Genomic DNA, 21,059 nt, shown 5'->3' on the forward strand with positions numbered 1-21,059 from the left:
CACATTTAATTTAGTCCAAGAACGTCGGTGAGTTGAACGGCCAGCAGGTCAATGATGAATATCAATACAGAAGCCAGCACAACGGCTGTATTAGCCGAACTGCCAACGCCACGCGTACCTTTACTGGAATTATAGCCTTTATAACAACCTACAATACCTACCGCAAAGCCAAAAAAGAATGTTTTGATTACTGCCGGAGTAAGATCACCAAAGTTTAAACTGTCAAACACCTGGGTGTAAAACAGGCGAATACTGGTGACTGAACGGATATTGACACCAATATAAGCTCCAAATAAAGAAATTGCATCACTAAGGATGGTAAGTATAGGCAACATTAAGGTTGATGCTACTACCCGCGTGGCTACTAAATATTTAAAGGGATTAGTACCACTTACTTCCATGGCATCAATCTGCTCGGTTACTTTCATCGAGCCTAATTCGGCGCCAATACTGCTGCCAATTTTACCTGCAAATATCAGGGCGGTGATCACCGGGCCAATCTCGCGGACAATAGCTATGCCCACCATCACAGGCAACTCAGATTCGACCCCGTAACTGACCAGAGAAGGTCTTAATTGCATAGTTAATACGAGGCCCATAATAAATCCGGTCAAGCCAATCAGCGGCAGCGACTTGTAACCAATTAAATAACACTGTGCCAAAAGTTCTTTTACCTCAAAACGAGGTTTCAGGCCCATAGAAAAAAAATGGCCGGCAAATCTTGCTACATGACCGGTTTCTTTAAAGAATTCCAGTAATCGGTCAGTAAAAGCCCAATGAACTTTATCTAAGCTATCCATGCTATACGGGTCTGAATTTTAATTAAAAGTACCGTATTAACTATCGAAGGAGAATGATGAACATCATATAGGTTAATGATCAATGTCATGAAAGCGGATAGCAAATATCTGTACCAACAAACAAGTTGCCCAACCCACCGGTGGTCCGTCATATTACAAACCCTTCTATAAGGATAGACTTTCCGTTCCTCAAGTATAATTAGTTTTATAGTGATCGCCGGCGTACGATACTATATCTAAGTCATTCCGGTTAAGCTGTACCCTTTACATGTTTTGATGCTTTTTTAACATCAACCGGCGGATAGCCTGTTTTTGTAGACTTGATTGGAGACGAAAGCGTTTCATTAATATTATTAATACCATTGATGAGCGCATCCGGGTTAAACGAAATACTGTCGATGCCTGCGGTAACAATTAGCCTGGTAAACTCTTTGGAGTCGCTTGGTGCTTGTCCGCAAAGTCCTACTTTTCGCTTCAATTTATTTGCCTTTTCAATCATCAAAACAATCAACTTCTTGCTGGCGGCATTCTGCTCGTCAAATAAATCGGAAATCAGGGCAGAGTCTCTGTCAATACCGAGTGTTAATTGGGTCAGATCGTTGGAACCGATTGAAAAACCATCAAAAACAGCGGCAAATTCTTCAGCGAGCAAAACGTTACTTGGAATTTCGGCCATAACAAAAATCTCCAGTTCGTTATCCCCCCTTATTAATCCGTGCTTTTGCATTTCAGCTATAACCTTTTTACCCTCCTCAACTGTTCGGCAGAACGGAACCATAAGTTTAACATTTGTGAGGCCCATATCGTCCCTTACCCTTTTCATGGTCTCACACTCCAAACGAAATCCTTCCCGGTAACGTTCGTGCGTATAACGGGAAGCCCCCCTGAACCCTATCATAGGATTTTCTTCTTCCGGTTCAAAGTACCTGCCGCCAATAAGGCCGGCATATTCATTACTCTTAAAATCGCTCATCCTAACGATGACCTCTTTTGGGTAAAAAGCTGCCGCAATGGTGGCTACACCCTGCGCCAACTGATCAATAAAATAATCGGTTTTATGCAAATACCTATGAGTGAGGTTCTCGATTTTCAGCCGGTCTGTTTCGTTAATAACCTGATCAAAATTGACCAGCGCCATAGGGTGCACCTTAACAGAATGGGTAATGATAAACTCCAGCCTCATAAGCCCAACGCCATGGTTAGGATAAAAAGCCAGTTGAAATGCCTGATCAGGATCCCCCACAATTAACTGTGCCTTCGGGTGTTCAGGCAAATGGATTGCTTTAACATCAGTAAGGGTTTCTTTCCAATTCATTTTACCACGGTAAACGGTTCCGGTTTTACCCTCTGTACAGTACAGGGTAATCTCTTCTCCGTCTTTGATTTTAACCGTGCCATTTTCAGTACCTACAATAGCAACTGCACCTAATTCCCTGGCAATGATGGCCGCATGACTGGTTCTGCCACCTTTGTTAGTGACAATACCTGCTACTTTTTTGAGTATAGGATCCCAATCCGGGCTGGTAGTGTCGGTAACGAGAATGTCGCCCTCATTAAGTTTGCCGGCTTCATCAGGAGAGCTTAGCAAGCGCGCAAAACCACTGGTGATATGGTGTCCCACTGCAGCCCCTGTTGTTATCGTTTCGCCCTTTTCTGAAATACGACAAGTTTTGATCTGCAGCTTCTTTTGTTGGCTGTGTACGGTTTCTGGTCTTGCCTGGATGATGTAAAGCTGATGGTTCTGTCCGTCTTTCGCCCATTCAAAGTCCATCGGTTTTTGGTAGTGTTCTTCGATGATCATGGCCCAGCGGGCCAGTTTTTCAATTTCCATATCATTCAGTACAAACTCGCCCCTCAATTCCCAGGCCGTATCCTTATTGATAGTTGTATGCTTATCATTCCCGCCCTGGGTATATACCAGCATTTTGCTTTTACTGCCCAATTTTTTCTGTATAATCGCTTGCTTATTTTTTTTCAAGGTGGGCTTAAATACTACAAACTCATCCGGGATAACCGTACCCTGCACCATATTTTCGCCTAACCCCCAAACCCCGGCAAGGTGCACCACATCGCGAAACCCTGATTCCGGTTCGAGGGTGAAGCCTACGCCTGAGCAGCCAAGGTCAGAGCGTACCATTTGCTGAATACCCACAGAAAGAAAAACTTTAGCATGATCAAATCCCTTATCTTCCCGGTATTTAATAGCACGATCAGTGTACAACGATACAAAGCATTGTTGTACAGCGCGAATTACAGCCCCGTGTCCCTGAATATTTAAATAAGATTCATGCTGCCCAGCAAAACTGGCATCCGGAAGATCCTCCGCTGTAGCACTGCTACGGACAGCTACAGCCGGTTCGGAAAAACTAAACAAATAATCATATGCGTCAATAATGGCCATTTGGAGATCCTGGGGAATTTCTGCATCCGTCATCAGTTTTCTGGCTTTTGCACCTACCTGGGAAAGATTGGCAAAATTATCCCTGTCGAGACCCTGAAGTGTTTTTTGCAAAGGTTGTTCCAGTTCATTCTTTTTTAAAAAATATTGATAGGCCGCAGCGGTAACAGCAAAACCATCCGGAACTTGTATGCCCATGGGCACCAAATGGGTAAACATTTCTCCGATGGAAGCATTTTTACCACCAACCTCGGCGATATCCAGCAGCCCGATTTCACTGAATTTTTTGATGAGAGGTTCCATATTGATTTTCCATTATTGATTTTAAAGTATCTTATCTACCTGCTTTGCAGTTACTTCCTTTTGTTTAATATGGAGCTAATTTCAGCTTAATACTCTCCCGGAATAATGACCGGCATCATAACCAAAACTGATCTTGCACAAAGCAGAAGATTTACACCAGGAATTTCAAAGACATTTATTCATTATTCCAGAGATGGCTCAGTTTGATTTTTTCAACACACCAAAAAAAGTTAAACGTCATTTTTCCGATAAGAAAAAATGCTCATTCTTGATTTCATGGATTCAACAGGTTTACTGCAGAATGGATAAAGCGTAACCCGTTGTTTGTAATAAGCCCCGCTTCCAGGCCGGGATTTTTTATAAAACAATCCGGTTTTTTCACCAAATTTCTTTTCAAAAAATGCAACTCCTGACCCGTTAAAAATCTACAGGGAGTTAAGTCTGTTTGCGGCTTTCCTTGGATGTAGCAACGGTTTATCTGCTTTACATACCTGAGGGGATTACCGGTATCTGCTGGTTTGTTAATTGTGCATTGGCATTACTTCCTTTAAATAGCCTGCTTAAAAAGCTATGATGGTCATGCACCAGGACAAGTAAATCAGATTGGTTCTCCTCACAATAACGATTCAGGCGAGCAGGCAATTCCTTGCCGGAAATGTTGTGGTATGATATCTTAGGGTAGCGGTATCTTTTTACCCGGTTAGAAAATTTAGTTTTCATTTCTATTTCACGGGAATCGCTATCGCCCCAAAGCGACACATGTAAAATTTCCAGTTGAAAATCAAAAAGACGGCCGAGTTTGGTGAGGTAATGTACCGCATTCAGATCGCCTTCATCAAAGTCGCAGGCAACTGTAACTTTTTTTATCTTTTTAAGGTTAGCGCTTTCGGGAATAATCAAAACCGGCCGGTTTGTTTGATTGATCACTGTACTGTTGTCACTGCCAATCAACAAATGTTCTATGGTTGTGCCCGAGCGGGCTCCCATAATAATGAGTTCGATATCCTTTCTTTCAAGCAGAAACTTTAGTTGATACTGCAGGCTACCCTCTTCCCGCAGGCAATCGACACTGGGCCGGTGCTCCCGATGTGGTACCTTCGCAACAAGTTTCTCCAGGTGCTTTTTAAGATCGGTGATTTTCCCCTTGCTTTCGTCTACCCAGATCAGCAGCTCCGCATCATAGGGCGTTCCGCCAAGCTCGGATAAAACGGGATGGCTAAGGAAAGTGTTAAACAATAAAATATTCGCGTGTAACTTAGCACCAAGTGGAATAGCCGCCGCCGCTGCATGGTTTGCATTATATGTATAATCGGTTAACACCAGTATCTTTTTCATGATCAAGTCATTAAATGTTAAATCTTTTTTTATCCTCGTTGAACGAAGCGATATAACAAATATGACCAATCGTACACCGGCATTTCATGATCGAAATCAGCTCGAAATTTGATTTACCGCACATTCTGGAAATGGTCAGAATGTCGATTTCAGAATATTTTCGATAGTCAGAAACAAATCTTTATCATCATCCGGTTTAACCAGGTAATCACAATAGCGATGGAGAATATTATTTCAATGTAAGCTTTTTCAGAAATCGCAAACAGCTTTCAAAAAGGCAGCCCCACAATCACAGCTAATCCCGCTATATCTCTATCATTGCTTTAATTACGCCATTGACCGGATCAAGCCAGCTTTCAAACTCATCCGGTACCTTATCAAATTGTACACGATGGGTAATGTAATTAGACGGCTGCACCAGGCCTTTTTTCATACATGAAATAACATGTTCAAAATCTTCCCGCGTAGCGTTACGACTGCTCATTAAAGTAGCCTCGCGTTTGTGAAACTCCGGGTGATTCAAACTAATATCGCCTTTTTGCAGACCAACCAGAACATACCTGGCTCCATGTGCCATATATTGAAATCCGTTATTAATTGCCTTTAAGCTGCCCGTGGCATCTATCACCACTGTAGGCATGTCTCCGTTTGTTATTGTAGCCAGTCGCTCCGGTACATCTTCGGTCGATACGTTAACAATATGATCTACATGCAGTCTGTCCCTGCAGAATTCAAGTCTTTTTGTATTGAGGTCCATGGCGATTACCTTTGCTCCCGCAATGCGGGCAAACTCCATTATTCCAAGGCCTATTGGCCCGGCTCCCATCACCAGTACATATTCGCCAGATTTTACACCAGCCCGCCTGATCCCGTGAGCCCCTATGGCCAATGGTTCTACCAATGCCAGTTCATCATAGCTTAGCCCCTCGCCATGTACCAGCGAATATATTGGTACATTAAGGTATTCGGCCATTCCTCCGTCTACATGAACGCCACAGACATTAATTTTAGCACAACAGTTAGGTTTTCCTGATCTGCAGGCAATACAAACACCACAGTTAAAGTATGGGATGAATGTAACAATCTCGCCTTTTTTAAAACCGGGTGCCCCGTTAGGCTCAACTAACTCACCCGAAAGCTCATGCCCCAGAACGCGGGGGTAATTGAAATATGGCTGTGTCCCCTCAAAAGCATGTAAATCGGTACCGCAAACACCTATCCGTCTGATCCTGATTTGGGCATAGCCTTCTTTTATAGCAGTTTTTTCCCGTTGCCCGAGTGCCATTTTTCCAGGCTCTGCACAAACTATTATTTGCATATTATTTATTTTAAAGCTGAAAAATTTGATCCATCATTACCCACTTCTCCCCTTCTTTTGCCCAGGGTAAGGGCTGCTGAAATTTCCACATCAGTTGCTCCCATTCCTGCACCTTAGGGTTAAGTGCGTCCATGGCTGCTTTTTTTGCAGCAAAATAGTTCTCGCTAGTCTCCATGATCATAAATAAACGATTTCCTGTACGATAAATCTGCATATCCATAATCTCAGCATCAAGTATACTTCTCCGCACCTCGGGCCAGCCATTTTCTGCTTTGTGCCAATATTCGTATTCGGCTATCAATTGCGGATCATCCTTTAGGTCAAGGGCTAAACAATGTCTCTTCATAGTTTATCTCGTCTTTATAAATAAGCGGAAGCAAATGCTTTGTTAATCAATCCCCGCTCCCCCATCTCATTCCAGAATCCCCCTGGAATTTTTAGGGAAGCTATCGCAACATTTAGTGCAACTCTATCTGCATTAGTGGTATTCAATGCAATGCTTTTAACCCCCGGTGCTTTTAATCCAAAAACAATACATGCATCAACAGGGGTAATGTTAAAATCCTTGCACAACCGGTAAAACAGCGCCCGCCAGTGATACAAATCTTTATCTTTTACAGGATCTTTCAAGTTGTAATTATAATAAGCCGACCCGGTTAAGAAACCTCCATTAAAAACCGCGGAGTTTATAATCGCTATTTCCTGATTTTCAAGCTCCTGCATAAACTCAACTAACTCAACCGGATGGCTGTGAATTGTCATGCTATTGGCTATCATGACCCAATCCAGCCCTACATCACGGGCTATTCTTTTAATTATCCTCCAGTCTTTTGATCCTACACCTATAGCTTTTACTTTGCCTTGTTGTTTTAATTCATGTAAAGCCCGGTAAGCTTCCAGTATATCCTGGTAACGTTGCATTTGATCAGCCTCATTCTTCGCCGCGGCGAGGTATTCATCCGGATCATGTACGGATACCAGTTCGGCACGGTAATCGCCAAGAAGTTCATTGCCCTGTTCATAACATTCCAGGATACCTTCATAGCTTATTTTTTGCACTGCATCATGTTTCAGGTCACGCCAAACCCCGGGCTCGAATGTAGGTTCGGCTGTTTTCAGTTCAGTACGTAACCAGCCCAGCTTATTGCTTATAAGCACCTCTGACGGGCTGACATTCAATTGCTTTAAAGATCTGCCCAGTGATTCAAGTGCCAACCCGGCACCATATTTACCTGCAGAATCAAATACAACCGGTTTCCGCGAACATTTTACACTCTGAGCAACAATGGCCAACTTAGCTTCATCCGAAAGTGGCACATATAAATTTCCTAAACCACTGGTTCCAAAAATTACTTTGGGTAAATTGATTTCTTGCATGTTAAAAATGGTTATTTTAAAGGATAGCTGAAACCGATAGGCTTTCGGGTTTCACTTTTACATTATGGCCTTTAAATCCAAAAAGTGCAACAACTATAAAACAAATCAATGGTACTATGTAGCCGTATTGGATATTGCCTGTCGCATCGCTGATGTACCCAAATACCCTTGGCAAAACGGCGCCACCTACGATTGACATAATAATAAGGCTGCTGCCAAATTCTGTATCGGCCTTTAAATCTTTTATACCCAACGCAAAAATGGTCGGGAACATAATGGACATAAAAAAGCAGATCCCAATGACAGTATAAACCGTTAAGATGCCGTGAGCTAAAATGGCGACAATGCAAAGTAAGATATTGATGCCCGCATAAGCAGCGAGCAAAACTGCTGAACTGTAATACCTCATTAAAAACGTACCAATAAATCTGCCTATCAAAAACGCAAAGCCGCATAAACTCAAATAGTAGGTTGCCTTTACTTCTGTAATGCCGGCTGCTTTTGGAGCGTAGAGAATAAATAAACTGAATACACAAACCTGTGCGCCCACATAAAAAAACTGCGCGGCAACACCCCAGGCTAAATGGCGGTGCTTCAGGGCATGAAAAATGTTTTTACTGGCTTTATGGCCTTCATGGTGCTGAATTTTGGGCAGGTGCGTAAATGCAAAAAGGATGGCGATAATAATCAGTACGCTACCCAGTATAAAATAGGGCATTTTCACCGAAGAGGCTTCGGCAGCAAGCGCCAGTTTGCGGCCCTGCTCGGTCATTACGCTTAATTGTGCCGGTGTATAACCTTTGGTGAGTATAATACGCCCCCCAATTATAGGCGCCAGGGTTGTAGCAAGCCCGTTAAACGATTGTGCAAAGTTAAGCCTTTGCGTGGAGGTTGCCGGATCGCCCAATGAGGATGCATACGGGTTGGCTGCTGTTTCTAAAATGGTCAATCCGCAGGCAATGATAAACAGGGCTACCAGGAAAAATGCGTACTGTTGCGTATTGGCGGCCGGTATAAACAAATAGGAACCAAACGCAAAAATGAGCAGCCCCGTTATTATGCCTGTTTTGTAACCATATTTTTTCATAATAAAGCCTGCCGGCAAAGCCATCAAAAAATAGGCTATGAACACAGCCGAGTCTACCAGGGTGGCCTGAACAGTTGTCAGGGTAAATGATTTTTTTAAGTGAGGAATCAATATGGGATCAAGGTTATGCGCAAAACCCCATAAAAAAAACAAACTGGTAATCAATATAAAGGGGAAAAGACTTTTGTTCTTTGTCATGATCGGATATTATACTTTATTTTCTTTTACTGATAAAAATCATGCTTAGTCGTTGGCAATAATCTTCGCTACCCATCCGCCCGCGGTGTCCAAATGAATATTGATAACTGAACTTGCTGAAACGCCTCTATTAAACTTGGTTAAGCTTTGAGGAGAAGATAATACATCAGCCCAGGACGACAATGTATATTTACCCGATGGTAAAAAATCCAGTTTCAGTTGCACTGTCCTTTCAGCATCGTTGGTCATTGCGCCAACGTACCAGTACTTTCCGCTTCTTTTGGCCATAATAATATATTCGCCCGGATACCCGCCCAGCACCTTGGTATCATCCCAAACAGTAGGCATATTGCTTAAAAAGTCGGCTCCGGGTTTGCCTAAAATATGCCCTGGTGCATCGCAGTAGACCGTGAATGGACTTTCGTAAATCACAAATTTTGCCAGTTCGGCACAGCGGCTGTTCATTACCTGGGTGGGGCTGCCTTGTCTAAACTCTTCCTTCTTTACATTTAAAAATCCGCCGGGCGTGTAGTCCATTTGTCCGGCCAGCATACGGGTAAATGGTAAGGTGGTATTATGCCCGGCCGTTATCCGGGTTGAAAACTTAGAATATTCTTCGCCTAAAACCCCTTCCCGTGTAATCATGTTAGGATAGGTACGTATGATGCCATCCGGTTTAAAAGCGCCATGAAAATCAACCATTAAATGATATTTTGCAGCTGTTTTAATAATACGGCGATACCAGTTAACCATTTGCTGATCGTCCCGGTCCATAAAATCAATTTTTATACCCGCAATGCCCCATTGCTCATAAATTGGAAAGGCCTTTTCAAAATTATCATTCCGGTTAACATCCGAACTGTATAACCAAAGCCAGCATCTAACATTTTTCGCTTTGGCATAAGCCAAAATCCCGGGCATATTCAATTGCGGGGCCACTTTGGTAATATCAGCTTCCGGTTTATTAAATTGACCGTACCATTGCCAGTCGATAAGCATGTATGGCCAGTGTTGTGCCGATGCCAGATCAATATATTTTTTGATGGTTGGCATATCCACCTTTACATCACCGCTCCACCAGTTATCCCAGGCGCTCATGCCCGGTTTAATCCAGCTTACATCTTTTAGCGCGCAGGGAAGATTCAGGTTTTGTATCAGCTCCGACTCGATTAGCTTTCCCGGTGCATCTCCCAGCATAACCACCCGCCACGGTGTAAATTGGTTATTTGTAAAACGGGCCTTAACCCCATCCTCCGCTTCGCCCGGCAAAGGCGATAATTTGCTAACCAACTCAACTTTATCAGTGGCGTTGGTGTCTGTTTTTAACGTTCCTATGTAAAATCCCGGATAGTTATCGATATTAGCTTCGGTAATGGCAGCGTAATGACTTCCATCTAATTCAACCAAAAAGGGCAAACCGGCAATCGTTTTTGTAGTGATGTGATTAAGGGTTCGCGGCCGAAACTCGGTTTCCTGCGAGGAGGTGTAGCTGCCATAATCTGCCACCCAGGCTTTTGCCTTTGCAGGCAAGTTAAAGCCGGTAAGTTCCCTCACTATCTGCCGGTCGCCAATTTTATCCGCACCAAATAACTGGTAACGGAAAGCAACGCCATTATCATAAACCCTAAAATAAACATTCATCCTCCGCATCTGCCCGGATTTCTCTACCAGCGACAACTCCAATTCATTATAATGATCGACTACTGTCCCGTGTTTGGCTTTCACTACCGGTATCCAGGTTTGGTTAACAGAATGCTCCACATGATTGGTTACCTTCATATCGGCGCCCATAGCCGGTTCATCTTTCAACTCGAAACCAAGTGATGAAGGATAGATAATGGTTAGGCCGTTACTGGTAACAGTGTATTGCAGTCCGGTTTTATTGTTTACCTCCACGACAGTTTTTTTATCCGGCGATAACAACTTGTAGCTTTGCGCGAAAGAAGGAGCTGCCAGTGAAATGACAGCGCCCAGAAGATAATAGAATTTCAGATTCATCATATGGATTAAACAACCCCCTCAATTTTTAAAACAAACGCATCTTTACCGGGGGCTTGCCCGGGTAATTTTACTTTAAGGCCGGCTGACGTTTGCTCAAAACTCAAAGTACCGTTTCCAAGCAGGCTTACCCTGCTTACCTTACCCGCCTCAATACCTGTTGCTAACTTTTTAATCAGGGCTTCATTCCCTGTTGGCCAGCCAAACATGGTGGCGTAAAGGCTTTTACCTTTTACAGTAAACCTGATATCTTCGGCCACAAACGGCTTCCCTTTGCCTTCGTTAAAACCCTGTGCGTTGATTGGCGCTGCCGATTCTATTGCCGGGCCTTCCCCAAATACTTTCCAGGGGCGTGTGCCGTAAATCGCTTCACCGTTAACTTGCATCCAGGCTCCTATGTTTTCAACTACGGCGCGTTCTTCGCTGTCAATGGTGCCATCGCCACGTACAGGGATATTTAACAGCAGATTGCCATTTTTGCTTACTATATCAACAAGTGTATGCACTATGGTTTTTGCACTTTTATAGCCCTTATAATCAAATATGCGGCGGTCATAGTGCCAGCCACCTATGCAGGTATCCGTTTGCCAGGGCAACGGTTCTATCTGATTGCTTTGTCCGCGTTCAATATCCCATATCATGCATTTACGCTGTTGTTCATTCAATACTTTGCCAAACAGTGCTGCCTGCAGTTTACCGTGTTTTTTTATGCTGGTATTGTACATATGTGCCGCAATTTTTAAGCCGGCATCGCTTACCGGCCAAAGAGGTAAAGCAGTATCATCAAAATAAATCAGCTCAGGATCGTATTTATCTATCAGTTCAATAGTGCGGTTTAAAAATTTATCACAATAAGCTTTGTTGGGCACACTGGCACCATTGCCCCAGTCCCAGTGGCTACCCATGCTATTATCATCAAGGCTATCCTTGCTTAATGCGTGATTTTGTGCATATAGTTCCTGCGGGTCATAGCCATTCCACCATTTGTCTGCGCCATCCGCCTTGGTTAGCTTACCATCATAAGGTATGCCTGCGTATGGGCCGGTTTTATCTGCACGCTGGGCAACCTCGTACCAGGTCCAGGGGTGTGATGCATGTACACTGACGCCAAAAGGCAGGCCCTGTTCTTTAGCAGCCCTGGCCCAGCCGCCAATCAGATCTTTTTTGGGGCCAATTTTGGTAGAGTTCCAGCTTTGGTATTTGCTGTCGTAAAGGTCAAAATTGTCATGATGATTGGCCAATGCCATAAAGTATTTGGCACCTGCACTTTTGTATAAACCCACCAATTCGCTGGGGTCCCATTTCTCAGCTTTCCATTCGTTAATCACATCCTTAAAACCAAATTTTGAAGGATGTCCATATTTTTGAACATGATATTTATACTGATCACTGCCCTCCTGGTACATACCACGGGCATACCAGTCACCGTGTTCTGGCTGGCATTGTGGTCCCCAGTGCGCCCACATACCAAATTTGGCGTCGCGGAACCAATCAGGTACCTGGTATTGGGCCAGTGATTCCCATGTTGGCTGAAATGGGCCGGAAGCGATGCCCGGATTTGAATGGGCTGGCAATAGATTGTTAGCATAAAGTTTAGACAGGTATAACGAGGACAATCCTGTAGCCAGACCTTTTATTAGTGTTCTTCTTTTCATGAATTAAATTTTGATGTTTTTATACATTAGTCAGGTACAACCGTTTGTACAGGTTAGTTGCCCCCCGGGGTCACAGGTCAAAAATTCTTTTAGGTCACAATCATAATTGGTTATCGGCAATTATTACAATTGCCGTTTGTAATTGATAAACCAAATCTACCTGCAAATAATTGTTAAATAGTTGGTCTAATAGGACTTTTTTTTATACAAAACAGACTTTTTATTTATTATTGCTTTGGCGAAAGTGAGAGACATTACATGGATTACAGGAAAAAAAAGACCAGCAAGGCCCTTTATAAAGCAACCATTTCACTTAAAAGTATCTTATTTACTGATAATTATGATTAAGAGAGTACTAAAGCACACATTTACATTATTAAATGTAGATCATGTAACCCTTGGCCCGAAATGGAATTATAAAAACGTGATTAGCCCCTATTTCAGACTATACTATATTGATGCAGGTACTGGAGAAATCTCGGATCCCTCAACTTCACTTAAACTTGAGCCTGGTTTTCTATATATTATACCCAGTTTTACTTTATGCAACCTTCGTTGCCAAAATCATCTCAGCCAGTTTTTTATCCAGTTTTTTGAGGAATCATCTGATGGTATCTCCCTGTTCGCAAATAACCGGTCGATCTTTAAAGTACAGGCAACAGCAATTGATATTATGAATTTTACCCGTTTACTGGAGATAAATCCGGGCAGGGGCATCAACCGCTCCGATAATCCGAGGGTATATGAAAAAAACATTTTTTATAAAGAGTACCAGGAGCTTAATAACCGCCAAAGCATGGCGACATTTATTGAAACACATGGTATTTTGTTGCAATTGGTGTCACGATTTTTGACACCGGAGATATTTAAACACAAGGAAATTAGTCATATACCAGTTAAAATATTGAACGCAATCAGCTATATCCAACTAAATTTACACCAGGATCTATCGGTAACCTACCTGGCAGAAAAAGCCAATCAGCATACAGATTACTTTTCGCGTTTGTTTCAACAATACACTGGCGAAAGGCCTCTAAGATACATCCACGAGAAAAGGATTGAACGGGCCCAATACCTAATGGTAACAACCGGGATGACCTACGCAGAAATTGCGACGCAAACCGGCTTTGAGAATATATTCTACTTTTCTAAGATATTTAAAAAGATTACAGGGATGTCACCAGGGCATTACAAAAAGCAAATTGATTTGGTCAATTTTTAAGATTTAACGCCTTATTTACTAAAAGATACAATGACTTGGCATGCTATAATTTTCGCATAATCCCTCGTTAGGAACAAAACCTGATACCTGCGGGTCATATTTCCCATCAAGTGAAATCAGCAAACACGGCTTATAACCATACGCCGTAAATAGTTATTAAGGAGGATAATAAATTAGCAAATTGCGGCCGATTCCTCACCAAAAGTGACAAATATTTCATCATACTAATCTATCATATTTTCCGATTTCGCTCAAAAATCGAAACCCGGATTGCTTTTAACCGAGCCGATTCTATAATATACTTCATGTTACAGCCTTTATTGGCTTCAAGCAAAAAAAACAAATTCAGGTTTCAGCTTTAGCAACTACAAACTATTGTGCACACAATTTATACAGCATTATAAGGTTAAACCCAATATAAGTTAGTTGCAAATGCTAACAGAAAAATTAAATACTGAAACCCGAACTATGTGCTATTAATTATTTGCCTTAAAAACATACGTTTTACCCGCAACGGATTCAAACTGGTATTTAAATTCGTTATCAACCACCGTTCCCGGAATTTTCACCCCTTCAACCGTCAATTTATTTGGCGATCTTAAATTACATACTCCGCCTGCCAATGACTTAATTGCAATACTGATTACTTTACCATCTTTCCACTCCATATCCTTAATCTCAAAATCGCCACGGGCTTTAAGCCCTTGAACACTTCCGCTTAACCAGGCTTTTGGCAAAGCGGGCAATAGTTGAATTTCGTCGGTCTGGCTCTGCAGCAACATTTCTGTAACACCTGCTGTATAACCAAAATTACCATCTATCTGGAATGGCGGATGCGCACATAGCAGGTTGGCGTATACACCACCACCGTTGTTATAGTCAACACCCGAACCACCTGCAAGGGTTATGAAGTTGCTAAGGATTTTGTAAGCATGATCGCCATCCTGCAGGCGTGCCCAAAAATTCATTTTCCAGGCCATTGACCATCCTGTTGAAACATCGCCACGCGCCAATAGGCTTACTTTGGCCGCCTGCGCCAATTCGGGCGTTTTTATGGTGCTTATGCGTTTACCTGGGTGCAGGCCAAACAAATTTGATGAGTGACGGTGTGTATCTTTCGGATCATCACGATCAGTTTCCCACTCCTGTAACTGGCCCCATTTGCCAATTTTAGGTTTTAGCAAATGCTCCCGCATATCGGCAACGTGATCGCGATAGCTTTTATCGGCACCTAAAACATCTGCCGCCGATATATAATTGGTAAACAGATCATAAACTATCTCCTGGTCATAACTTACCCCATCTTCGGTTGGCCCATGCTCAGGCGACCAGCCCAGCGGAGACACCAGGGTGCCATCCGGGCGGCGTTTTAAATGGTCGTCCCAAAACTCTACAATCTCTTTCAGTATGGGGTAGGCAAAAGTTTGCAAATAATTTTTGTCTTTGGTGAACGCATAATGCTCCCAAATACCCTGGGCGTACCATGCGCTGCCGGGCGTGTTCCACAAAAAGCTTCCACCGCCGTACACACCATTTTCGGTTTTCACTGTCCACCCGCGTACGCCGGGGTACTCCTTTTGTGTACTTACCTTTTTTACCTCGCGCATACTGTTGATATAATCAAGGTAAGGTATGTGGCATTCCGAAAGATTAGTTGGTTCGGCCAGCCAGTAATTCATCTGGATGTTGATGTTGGAATGGTAATCACTTCGCCACGGCGGATTATTACTTTCGTTCCAAAGCCCCTGCAAATTTGCAGGCAAACCACCCTTGCGCGATGAATTGATTAATAAATATCGCCCGTATTGATAAAGCAAAGCCTCCAATTGAGGATCAGCCTGTTTTTTATAAGCAATCAACCGCTTATATGTTGGTTCGGCAGCGGCCGGTGGCGGTGTTGTGCCCAGGTTTATGGCAACCCGGCCGAAAAGCGCCGAATAATCAGCTATATGATCACCCAATAGTTGCTGGTAGGTTTTGGCAGATGCCGCATCCAGGCTTTGTTTCACCTTTACACCGGGTGCTTCGCCACGCCAATGTTGTTCGCGCTTGTTGCTGTAATCTGTAGCGGCCGAAAGTAGTATGATAAAACCATCTGCATTACTGATCTTAAGCTGCGAACCGCCCTTGCCATCACTTTCAATAGCTGCAGAACCGCCTGTTGTTTTTATGACGATACCTGCTTTGTAGGCCAAACCGTTATCCAGTTTGCCCTCAAACTCCAATGATTTTCCAATGCCGGTAACTTTTGAGCCATGCGCGTCTTTTAGACTGATGACCGCCGAATAAGCGCCCTTTTTGTTTGCAGTGAAGTGCAAAACCATCGCCTTATCCGGAAAACCACAAAAGTATTCCCGTTTAAAAGCTATACCATTATCAGTATAAGTTACCTGCTGAACCGCTTTACTGATATCCAATTGCCTGCGATAATCAGCAGGTATAGCCTGTGTAGTGTCCTTATTTTTGAAACCGATAAACAAATCGCCAAAGGCCTGGTAGGCACCGGTTTCGTTTTCATCACCTGTCCAGAGGCTTATCTCATTAAACTGGATATGCTCTTGCGCCAGACCTCCAAAAACCATCCCGCCGAAGCGGCCATTGCCCATAGGATAGGCTTCTGTCATCCAGGTTTTAGCGGGTTTATCATCCCATATCACCAGCGGGCTTATACCATGGTTAATTTTATTTTGTGCGTTTGCAGCTTTTAAGAATACACTGCCAATGGTTATTACAGCAATACAAATTATCTTTTTGGTCATGTTTGGTTTAAAGTAGGATGAGCTAAATATCTACATAAAATAATCGTTTATAAACAGCAATATTAGCAAATGATTGCGTTTTCAGAACATTAACTGTATTGTTCCCGGCTACAAAAATCTACAAAAAGAAACCTCCCTGACACATGTGGCCGGGAGGTTCTTTATTTTTATCAAGAGGAATATTATTCCTTATTCCAGAAGGTTATTTCGCTCATGTTGCTATAGCCCGATCCTGTTACGGTATGTAATACTCTTATACGTATATACCTAACGGGTGGAGGATTACTTAATAAATCAACCTTCAGAGCGGCTTGTCCGTCATCTGTCCTGGTAACCGATTTAAGCAATATCCATCCTTTGGCAATGGCTTCTGCTTTCCAGCCACTGTTATCTGCTCTTAAGGTGGTAGTAGCGCCAGTTAAACTATTGATACCCCAAACTTCAAACTGATCGGGATTGTTGCAACAGTTTCTTCCAACTTCTTCCATCTGCCCCAAATTACTATATGATTGCCCCATATCAAACGTAAGCACGTGTGGAATATATGAGCCATCGCTGTGGAAAATATTGGGATATCCCTGCGGACCATCGCTGTTATCCCATAGTTTACTGATAGTGGTCTCGCCGGAATATGTTTGCACATCCTGTGGCAAATGCACTTCCGAAAATTTAGATTTATCGCATTTTACGTAAATATAGATTGTAGGAAATGTATCAAATTGTGCTACGGCAAAAGTATCGATTGAAGTGCGTTCGGGTATGTAGTACGATTTATACGTAATAGGAGTACCTGTTTTATACGTGGGCAGTGTTATTGAATTTACATTTGGGGCAAGCGTAAGCTGCGATGCTGCGCCGGCCGCGTTGGTATAATTGATAACAGTTTTAATGTTGATAGTATCTGGTGTAATAAAATTCAACTGTACTGAGCCATCGCCATTAACAACGTAAGGCGTAGTTGCGTTATAGGCCCGGTTTAATAAGTTGGATGCATAAACCGGTCCGTAAGCCTTAGCGTTATTTAATTCATAAGGAATAGATTTATTCCCTTTTGCATCATAGGAATAGATGGTAAATGAGTAAGTATACTCCTGCAAATTTTTAATTACGGTTCTTATTGTATCCACTTTAGCTGTAACATTAACAACTTGCGAATCGGCACCATTGTTATAGTATACAACATATTTTACGATACTCGGATCGGAACTTGCCTTCCACTTCAGGCCTATTTCTAAATTACCAGGTTGTATAATAGCCTGTGCTACCGCGCCTGTGTAAGTTAATTCGTGACCATCGTAGAATTTTTTATAGTCTGTTGCAAGACCATCTTTCTTACAACCATACCACGCTGCTGCTACAAAACAGGCAAGCAGTATATATATCAGTTTTTTCATGTTTATTTTTTTTTTAAAATTAACTACTCAGGTTTACCGTATAGTGATATTTCCATTGCGTGTGCAAAGTTACCGCCCGACCATGTTTGGGCCACAGCAAGCCTGATAAAGTGAACCGGCGGCGCCGCTAACGATATATTAAAGTTTACACCAGCCATTACAAAAGCATTATCGGCCGAGTTAACTGCTGTTGGCGGCAAGCCCGATGGTGGATCGGGATAATGATAGTTGCCAATATTTGTCCAATCGCCTATAACAGTGCCCACAGCGGCTGATACCGGCAACTGCGAATCTTTAGGCGAAGAAACATTGGAGCCCCATAAAGAGAAAATTCTTGGGTTCCCGTGGCCATAAGCATATTGATCTGGCCGCTCCCATAAAATAAAGCGACTTAATTTATAACTCAAACCAACATTAAATGTACAAACAAACGGTGGGGTATGTCCGGGATTGGTATGCCATCCAGCACTGTTTCCGTCCGTTTTACCGTCCCATAAGTTGGGCAGCACCCAGCCATACCCTATTTCGGTATCTGAAGCTAAATTATAAGGGCTGAATTTGCTTTTATCCAGCAATTGCTCAAACAACGGAGAAATGGCTTGTTTAATGGTATCTGATATATTGCCGAATTTATCGGTTATGTAAACCCCAAAGTTCCGGTTATCAGTATTAAAACCACGTACGGAGTAATCGATGGTATCTGATTTTGTGTAATGCTGATCCTGGATTTCCATAGCATTGGTTGACTTATCAAAGGCAGTTACAATAACTCCAATTTCTTTTTTCAAGGGATTTAGCGCCTTAACGTTAACACCGCCAAAATCGGCGCCAATACTTGTAGTTGCTTTAATGGAGATGTAGGGCGGCGTTTGCGGGTGTACAGTAACCTTAACCGGATCTGATTGTACATTGGCCCTGCTTACGGTATATAATGTAACATCGTAATCAGCTTCCTTTGCAAAACCCTCAACATTTACAGTATCGGTGTAGTAGCTTGATTTTGTTTCTCTTGATACGCCATCCCTTATTTGGTATTTGGCCTGTACATAGAGTATATTATCTGAGTTTGGCAGTGTATAGGTAATATAGGCTCCGCCCGGGTAATTATCAACCTTCACATTTGTAATTATGCCGGGCTTTGTTTTATCTGTTGATATTGGTTCCCTATCCCCGTCGTTCCTTTTACACGATGTTATGCCGGCAACCATTAGGCCTACAAAAAGCAGGACTAAATAATTTTTAAAATTCTTCATTTTTTTCATATTTAATGATATGATTATTAAACACTTAACTTACCAGTTTAAATTCTGAACCAGGTTATTATTAACAACCAGGTCGTCACTTAGTATAGGCCACAAATAATTCCTGACATTAAATATTGGAATAACCATGGTGGCGGGGCGGTAATAATTTGTTGCCGATGATTCGTAAATATTCCAGCCTTGCAGTGGCTTGCTTAGGGCCAACGGCAATTCTTTCCAGCGGCGAAGATCCCAACCTGGCGTGCATTCAAACGCAAGTTCGATACGTGATTCCTGGTGAATGATCTGGCGAAGACCAGCCTGGGTGGTGTACTTTGAAGGTTCTTTTGAGTAGGTGGTCCATGATTCGGCAACCCCTTTTAATCCGGCCCTTGCCCTAACTTTATCAATCCATGGCAGCACTTCTGCGGTAGCTTTTCCTTGCTCGTTCAATGCCTCGGCATAAAGCAGATACATTCCTGCTAACCTTATTAAAGGAAGACGATAATCGGCAATGGTATAACCATCGTCATATACAGTTAAATAGTTTACCAGTTTCTTGGGCCAGTAACCGGTAATGTTTAACCTTACCCTATCTGTTGGTCCGGCCAGTGCGCCACTTCCCCGTGCCTGAACGTAGTATTGCGAATTTTGATCCAGTTTTCCGTTACCAAACCATGTACCGCCATCAAAAGCTATGTCGGCATAAAACCTCGGTTCGCGGTCAAAGTGTGCTTTAACCGTTGTGTAGCCGTTCCCTATATAAAACCTGTTGGCATCATCGCCTGTGCGGGTGTCATAACGGTTCAGGTAATCCCAGGTTTTATCCTCATTTATAGGCACGCCATTGTGAGTGTAAAACAACTCCTGTTCCTGTATCGGTACTGCAAAAGTTCCCTGGAACGAGGGGTTGGCAGCAGCTTTTGACGTAAGCCTTGGCATACAATAACTCTGATCCGGGAATACAGGGTTTAATGCCCATATTGTCTCGGTATTAAGTTCCCATTTTTCGGTAATTGTTGTTTGCAGGTCTAATACTGTTTTTAATGAATCGTTAAGGCCATTAACACTGGCTGTGGCAATAAACTTGTGCAATGCAGCGCCATTTGCTTCGGCATTGGTAATTGCAGCCAAACAAGCGGCGGCTGCCTTGTCCCACTTGGTAGCGTCATAAGCTGCAGGAAAAAGCGCTTTACCATCTTTATTTTTCACACTGATATAATCAGGATTTCCGTTAAAAAGCGGACTTGCGGCTGTGGCCAATATTTGAGCTTTAACCGCCAGCGCAATAGGCTGGGTAATACGACCAAGCTCTTTCGTAGGGTTAAGTATAACAGGGGGCAAATCTACAGCAGCCTGATCAAGCAGCCTTACCATATAATTTACAACCGAATCAACCGGCGCTCTTTTTACCCTCACTTCGTCGGTCGAACTATTAATTGGCAGGTTTACATCAACAATCGGAATGGGGCCATATAACCTGAAGAGTACAAAATGATAATAGGCTTTCAAAAACTTCACCTCGGCTATCCATCTTTTCTTTTCATCTGCACCCAGGTCAATAGGTTTGTTTATATTCTCCAGCATGGTATTGCACCGCCTGATAGCTTTCCAGGTTGCCTGCCCTCCATTGTAACCATCCCAATAGTTAAGACCGGGATTGCCCGCGTTTTGCGTACCCCTTATCAGGTTAAATCCGGTTGGATCAATCCCCTGGAAATCTGTTAGGTTGTTTGGGAATATGATCTCGCCCGAAGTGGTAAAACCAGGGTTATTTTGCACGTACGTTAACTGCTGTATGGTAGCGTAACAGGTAAACAGGTAATTTTCTGCTTCATTCCGGTTCCTGAAGGCATAGTCTATGGTACCAACATTATCAGGTGTAACATCCAGGTACTTTTTACATGACACGCAAGAGATTGCGAAGATTGTCATGAACAAATATTTATAATATGATTTCATATTTATTTAATG

14 protein-coding genes are annotated in these 21,059 nt (G+C 42.8%); 1 reads left to right on the forward strand and 13 read right to left on the reverse strand.

Going from position 1 to position 21,059, the window contains the following annotated elements; all coding sequences use genetic code 11:
- Positions 1 to 5: 5 nt before the first annotated feature.
- The 9 genes from BMX56_RS26495 to BMX56_RS26535 form a co-directional block, all read right to left on the reverse strand.
- Positions 6 to 800, reverse strand: a complete 795-nt coding sequence (locus BMX56_RS26495) for an MlaE family ABC transporter permease (protein ID WP_090652730.1) — start codon at positions 798 to 800, stop codon at positions 6 to 8.
- Between the two features lie 250 nt (positions 801 to 1,050).
- A complete protein-coding gene (gene ppsA / locus BMX56_RS26500) occupies positions 1,051 to 3,501 on the reverse strand; it encodes a phosphoenolpyruvate synthase (protein ID WP_090652731.1) in 2,451 nt (816 codons plus the stop codon).
- A 483-nt stretch (positions 3,502 to 3,984) separates the two neighbouring features.
- Positions 3,985 to 4,836 carry a universal stress protein gene (locus tag BMX56_RS26505; RefSeq protein ID WP_090652732.1) on the reverse strand — a complete coding sequence of 284 codons (852 nt, stop codon included), beginning with the start codon at positions 4,834 to 4,836 and terminating at the stop codon, positions 3,985 to 3,987.
- 304 nt (positions 4,837 to 5,140) lie between these two features.
- A complete protein-coding gene (locus BMX56_RS26510) occupies positions 5,141 to 6,154 on the reverse strand; it encodes a zinc-binding alcohol dehydrogenase family protein (protein WP_090652733.1) in 1,014 nt (337 codons plus the stop codon).
- A gap of 10 nt (positions 6,155 to 6,164) precedes the next feature.
- Positions 6,165 to 6,500, reverse strand: coding sequence for an L-rhamnose mutarotase (locus tag BMX56_RS26515; protein ID WP_090652734.1), 336 nt, complete (start codon positions 6,498 to 6,500; stop codon positions 6,165 to 6,167).
- A 14-nt stretch (positions 6,501 to 6,514) separates the two neighbouring features.
- A complete protein-coding gene (locus BMX56_RS26520) occupies positions 6,515 to 7,531 on the reverse strand; it encodes an aldo/keto reductase (protein WP_090652735.1) in 1,017 nt (338 codons plus the stop codon).
- Positions 7,532 to 7,547: 16 nt separating this feature from the next.
- Positions 7,548 to 8,816, reverse strand: a complete 1,269-nt coding sequence (fucP, locus tag BMX56_RS26525) for an L-fucose:H+ symporter permease (RefSeq protein WP_090652736.1) — start codon at positions 8,814 to 8,816, stop codon at positions 7,548 to 7,550.
- Between the two features lie 45 nt (positions 8,817 to 8,861).
- A complete protein-coding gene (locus tag BMX56_RS30430; RefSeq protein ID WP_218152492.1) occupies positions 8,862 to 10,817 on the reverse strand; it encodes a glycoside hydrolase family 97 protein in 1,956 nt (651 codons plus the stop codon).
- A 5-nt stretch (positions 10,818 to 10,822) separates the two neighbouring features.
- A complete protein-coding gene (locus BMX56_RS26535) occupies positions 10,823 to 12,469 on the reverse strand; it encodes an alpha-L-fucosidase (RefSeq protein ID WP_090652737.1) in 1,647 nt (548 codons plus the stop codon).
- A 340-nt stretch (positions 12,470 to 12,809) separates the two neighbouring features.
- Between BMX56_RS26535 and BMX56_RS26540 the strand changes: the two genes are divergently transcribed.
- Positions 12,810 to 13,691: a helix-turn-helix domain-containing protein gene (locus tag BMX56_RS26540; protein ID WP_090652738.1), complete on the forward strand. Its 882-nt coding sequence runs from the start codon at positions 12,810 to 12,812 to the stop codon at positions 13,689 to 13,691.
- Positions 13,692 to 14,167: 476 nt separating this feature from the next.
- On the opposite strand, the gene BMX56_RS26545 is transcribed toward BMX56_RS26540, so the two are convergent.
- The 4 genes from BMX56_RS26545 to BMX56_RS26560 form a co-directional block, all read right to left on the reverse strand.
- Positions 14,168 to 16,450, reverse strand: a complete 2,283-nt coding sequence (locus BMX56_RS26545; RefSeq protein WP_090652739.1) for a glycoside hydrolase family 95 protein — start codon at positions 16,448 to 16,450, stop codon at positions 14,168 to 14,170.
- Between the two features lie 182 nt (positions 16,451 to 16,632).
- Positions 16,633 to 17,844 carry a DUF4998 domain-containing protein gene (locus BMX56_RS26550; RefSeq protein WP_090652740.1) on the reverse strand — a complete coding sequence of 404 codons (1,212 nt, stop codon included), beginning with the start codon at positions 17,842 to 17,844 and terminating at the stop codon, positions 16,633 to 16,635.
- 23 nt (positions 17,845 to 17,867) lie between these two features.
- Positions 17,868 to 19,097 (reverse strand): DUF4959 domain-containing protein, encoded by a 1,230-nt coding sequence (locus tag BMX56_RS26555; RefSeq protein ID WP_090652762.1) that lies wholly within the window; start codon positions 19,095 to 19,097, stop codon positions 17,868 to 17,870.
- Positions 19,098 to 19,136: 39 nt separating this feature from the next.
- The gene (locus tag BMX56_RS26560; RefSeq protein WP_090652741.1) at positions 19,137 to 21,047 is read right to left on the reverse strand and encodes a RagB/SusD family nutrient uptake outer membrane protein; all 1,911 of its coding nucleotides are present in this window, start codon (positions 21,045 to 21,047) and stop codon (positions 19,137 to 19,139) included.
- Positions 21,048 to 21,059 lie beyond the last annotated feature (12 nt).

Source organism: Mucilaginibacter sp. OK283 (assembly GCF_900110415.1).
Classification (GTDB): Bacteria; Bacteroidota; Bacteroidia; order Sphingobacteriales; family Sphingobacteriaceae; genus Mucilaginibacter.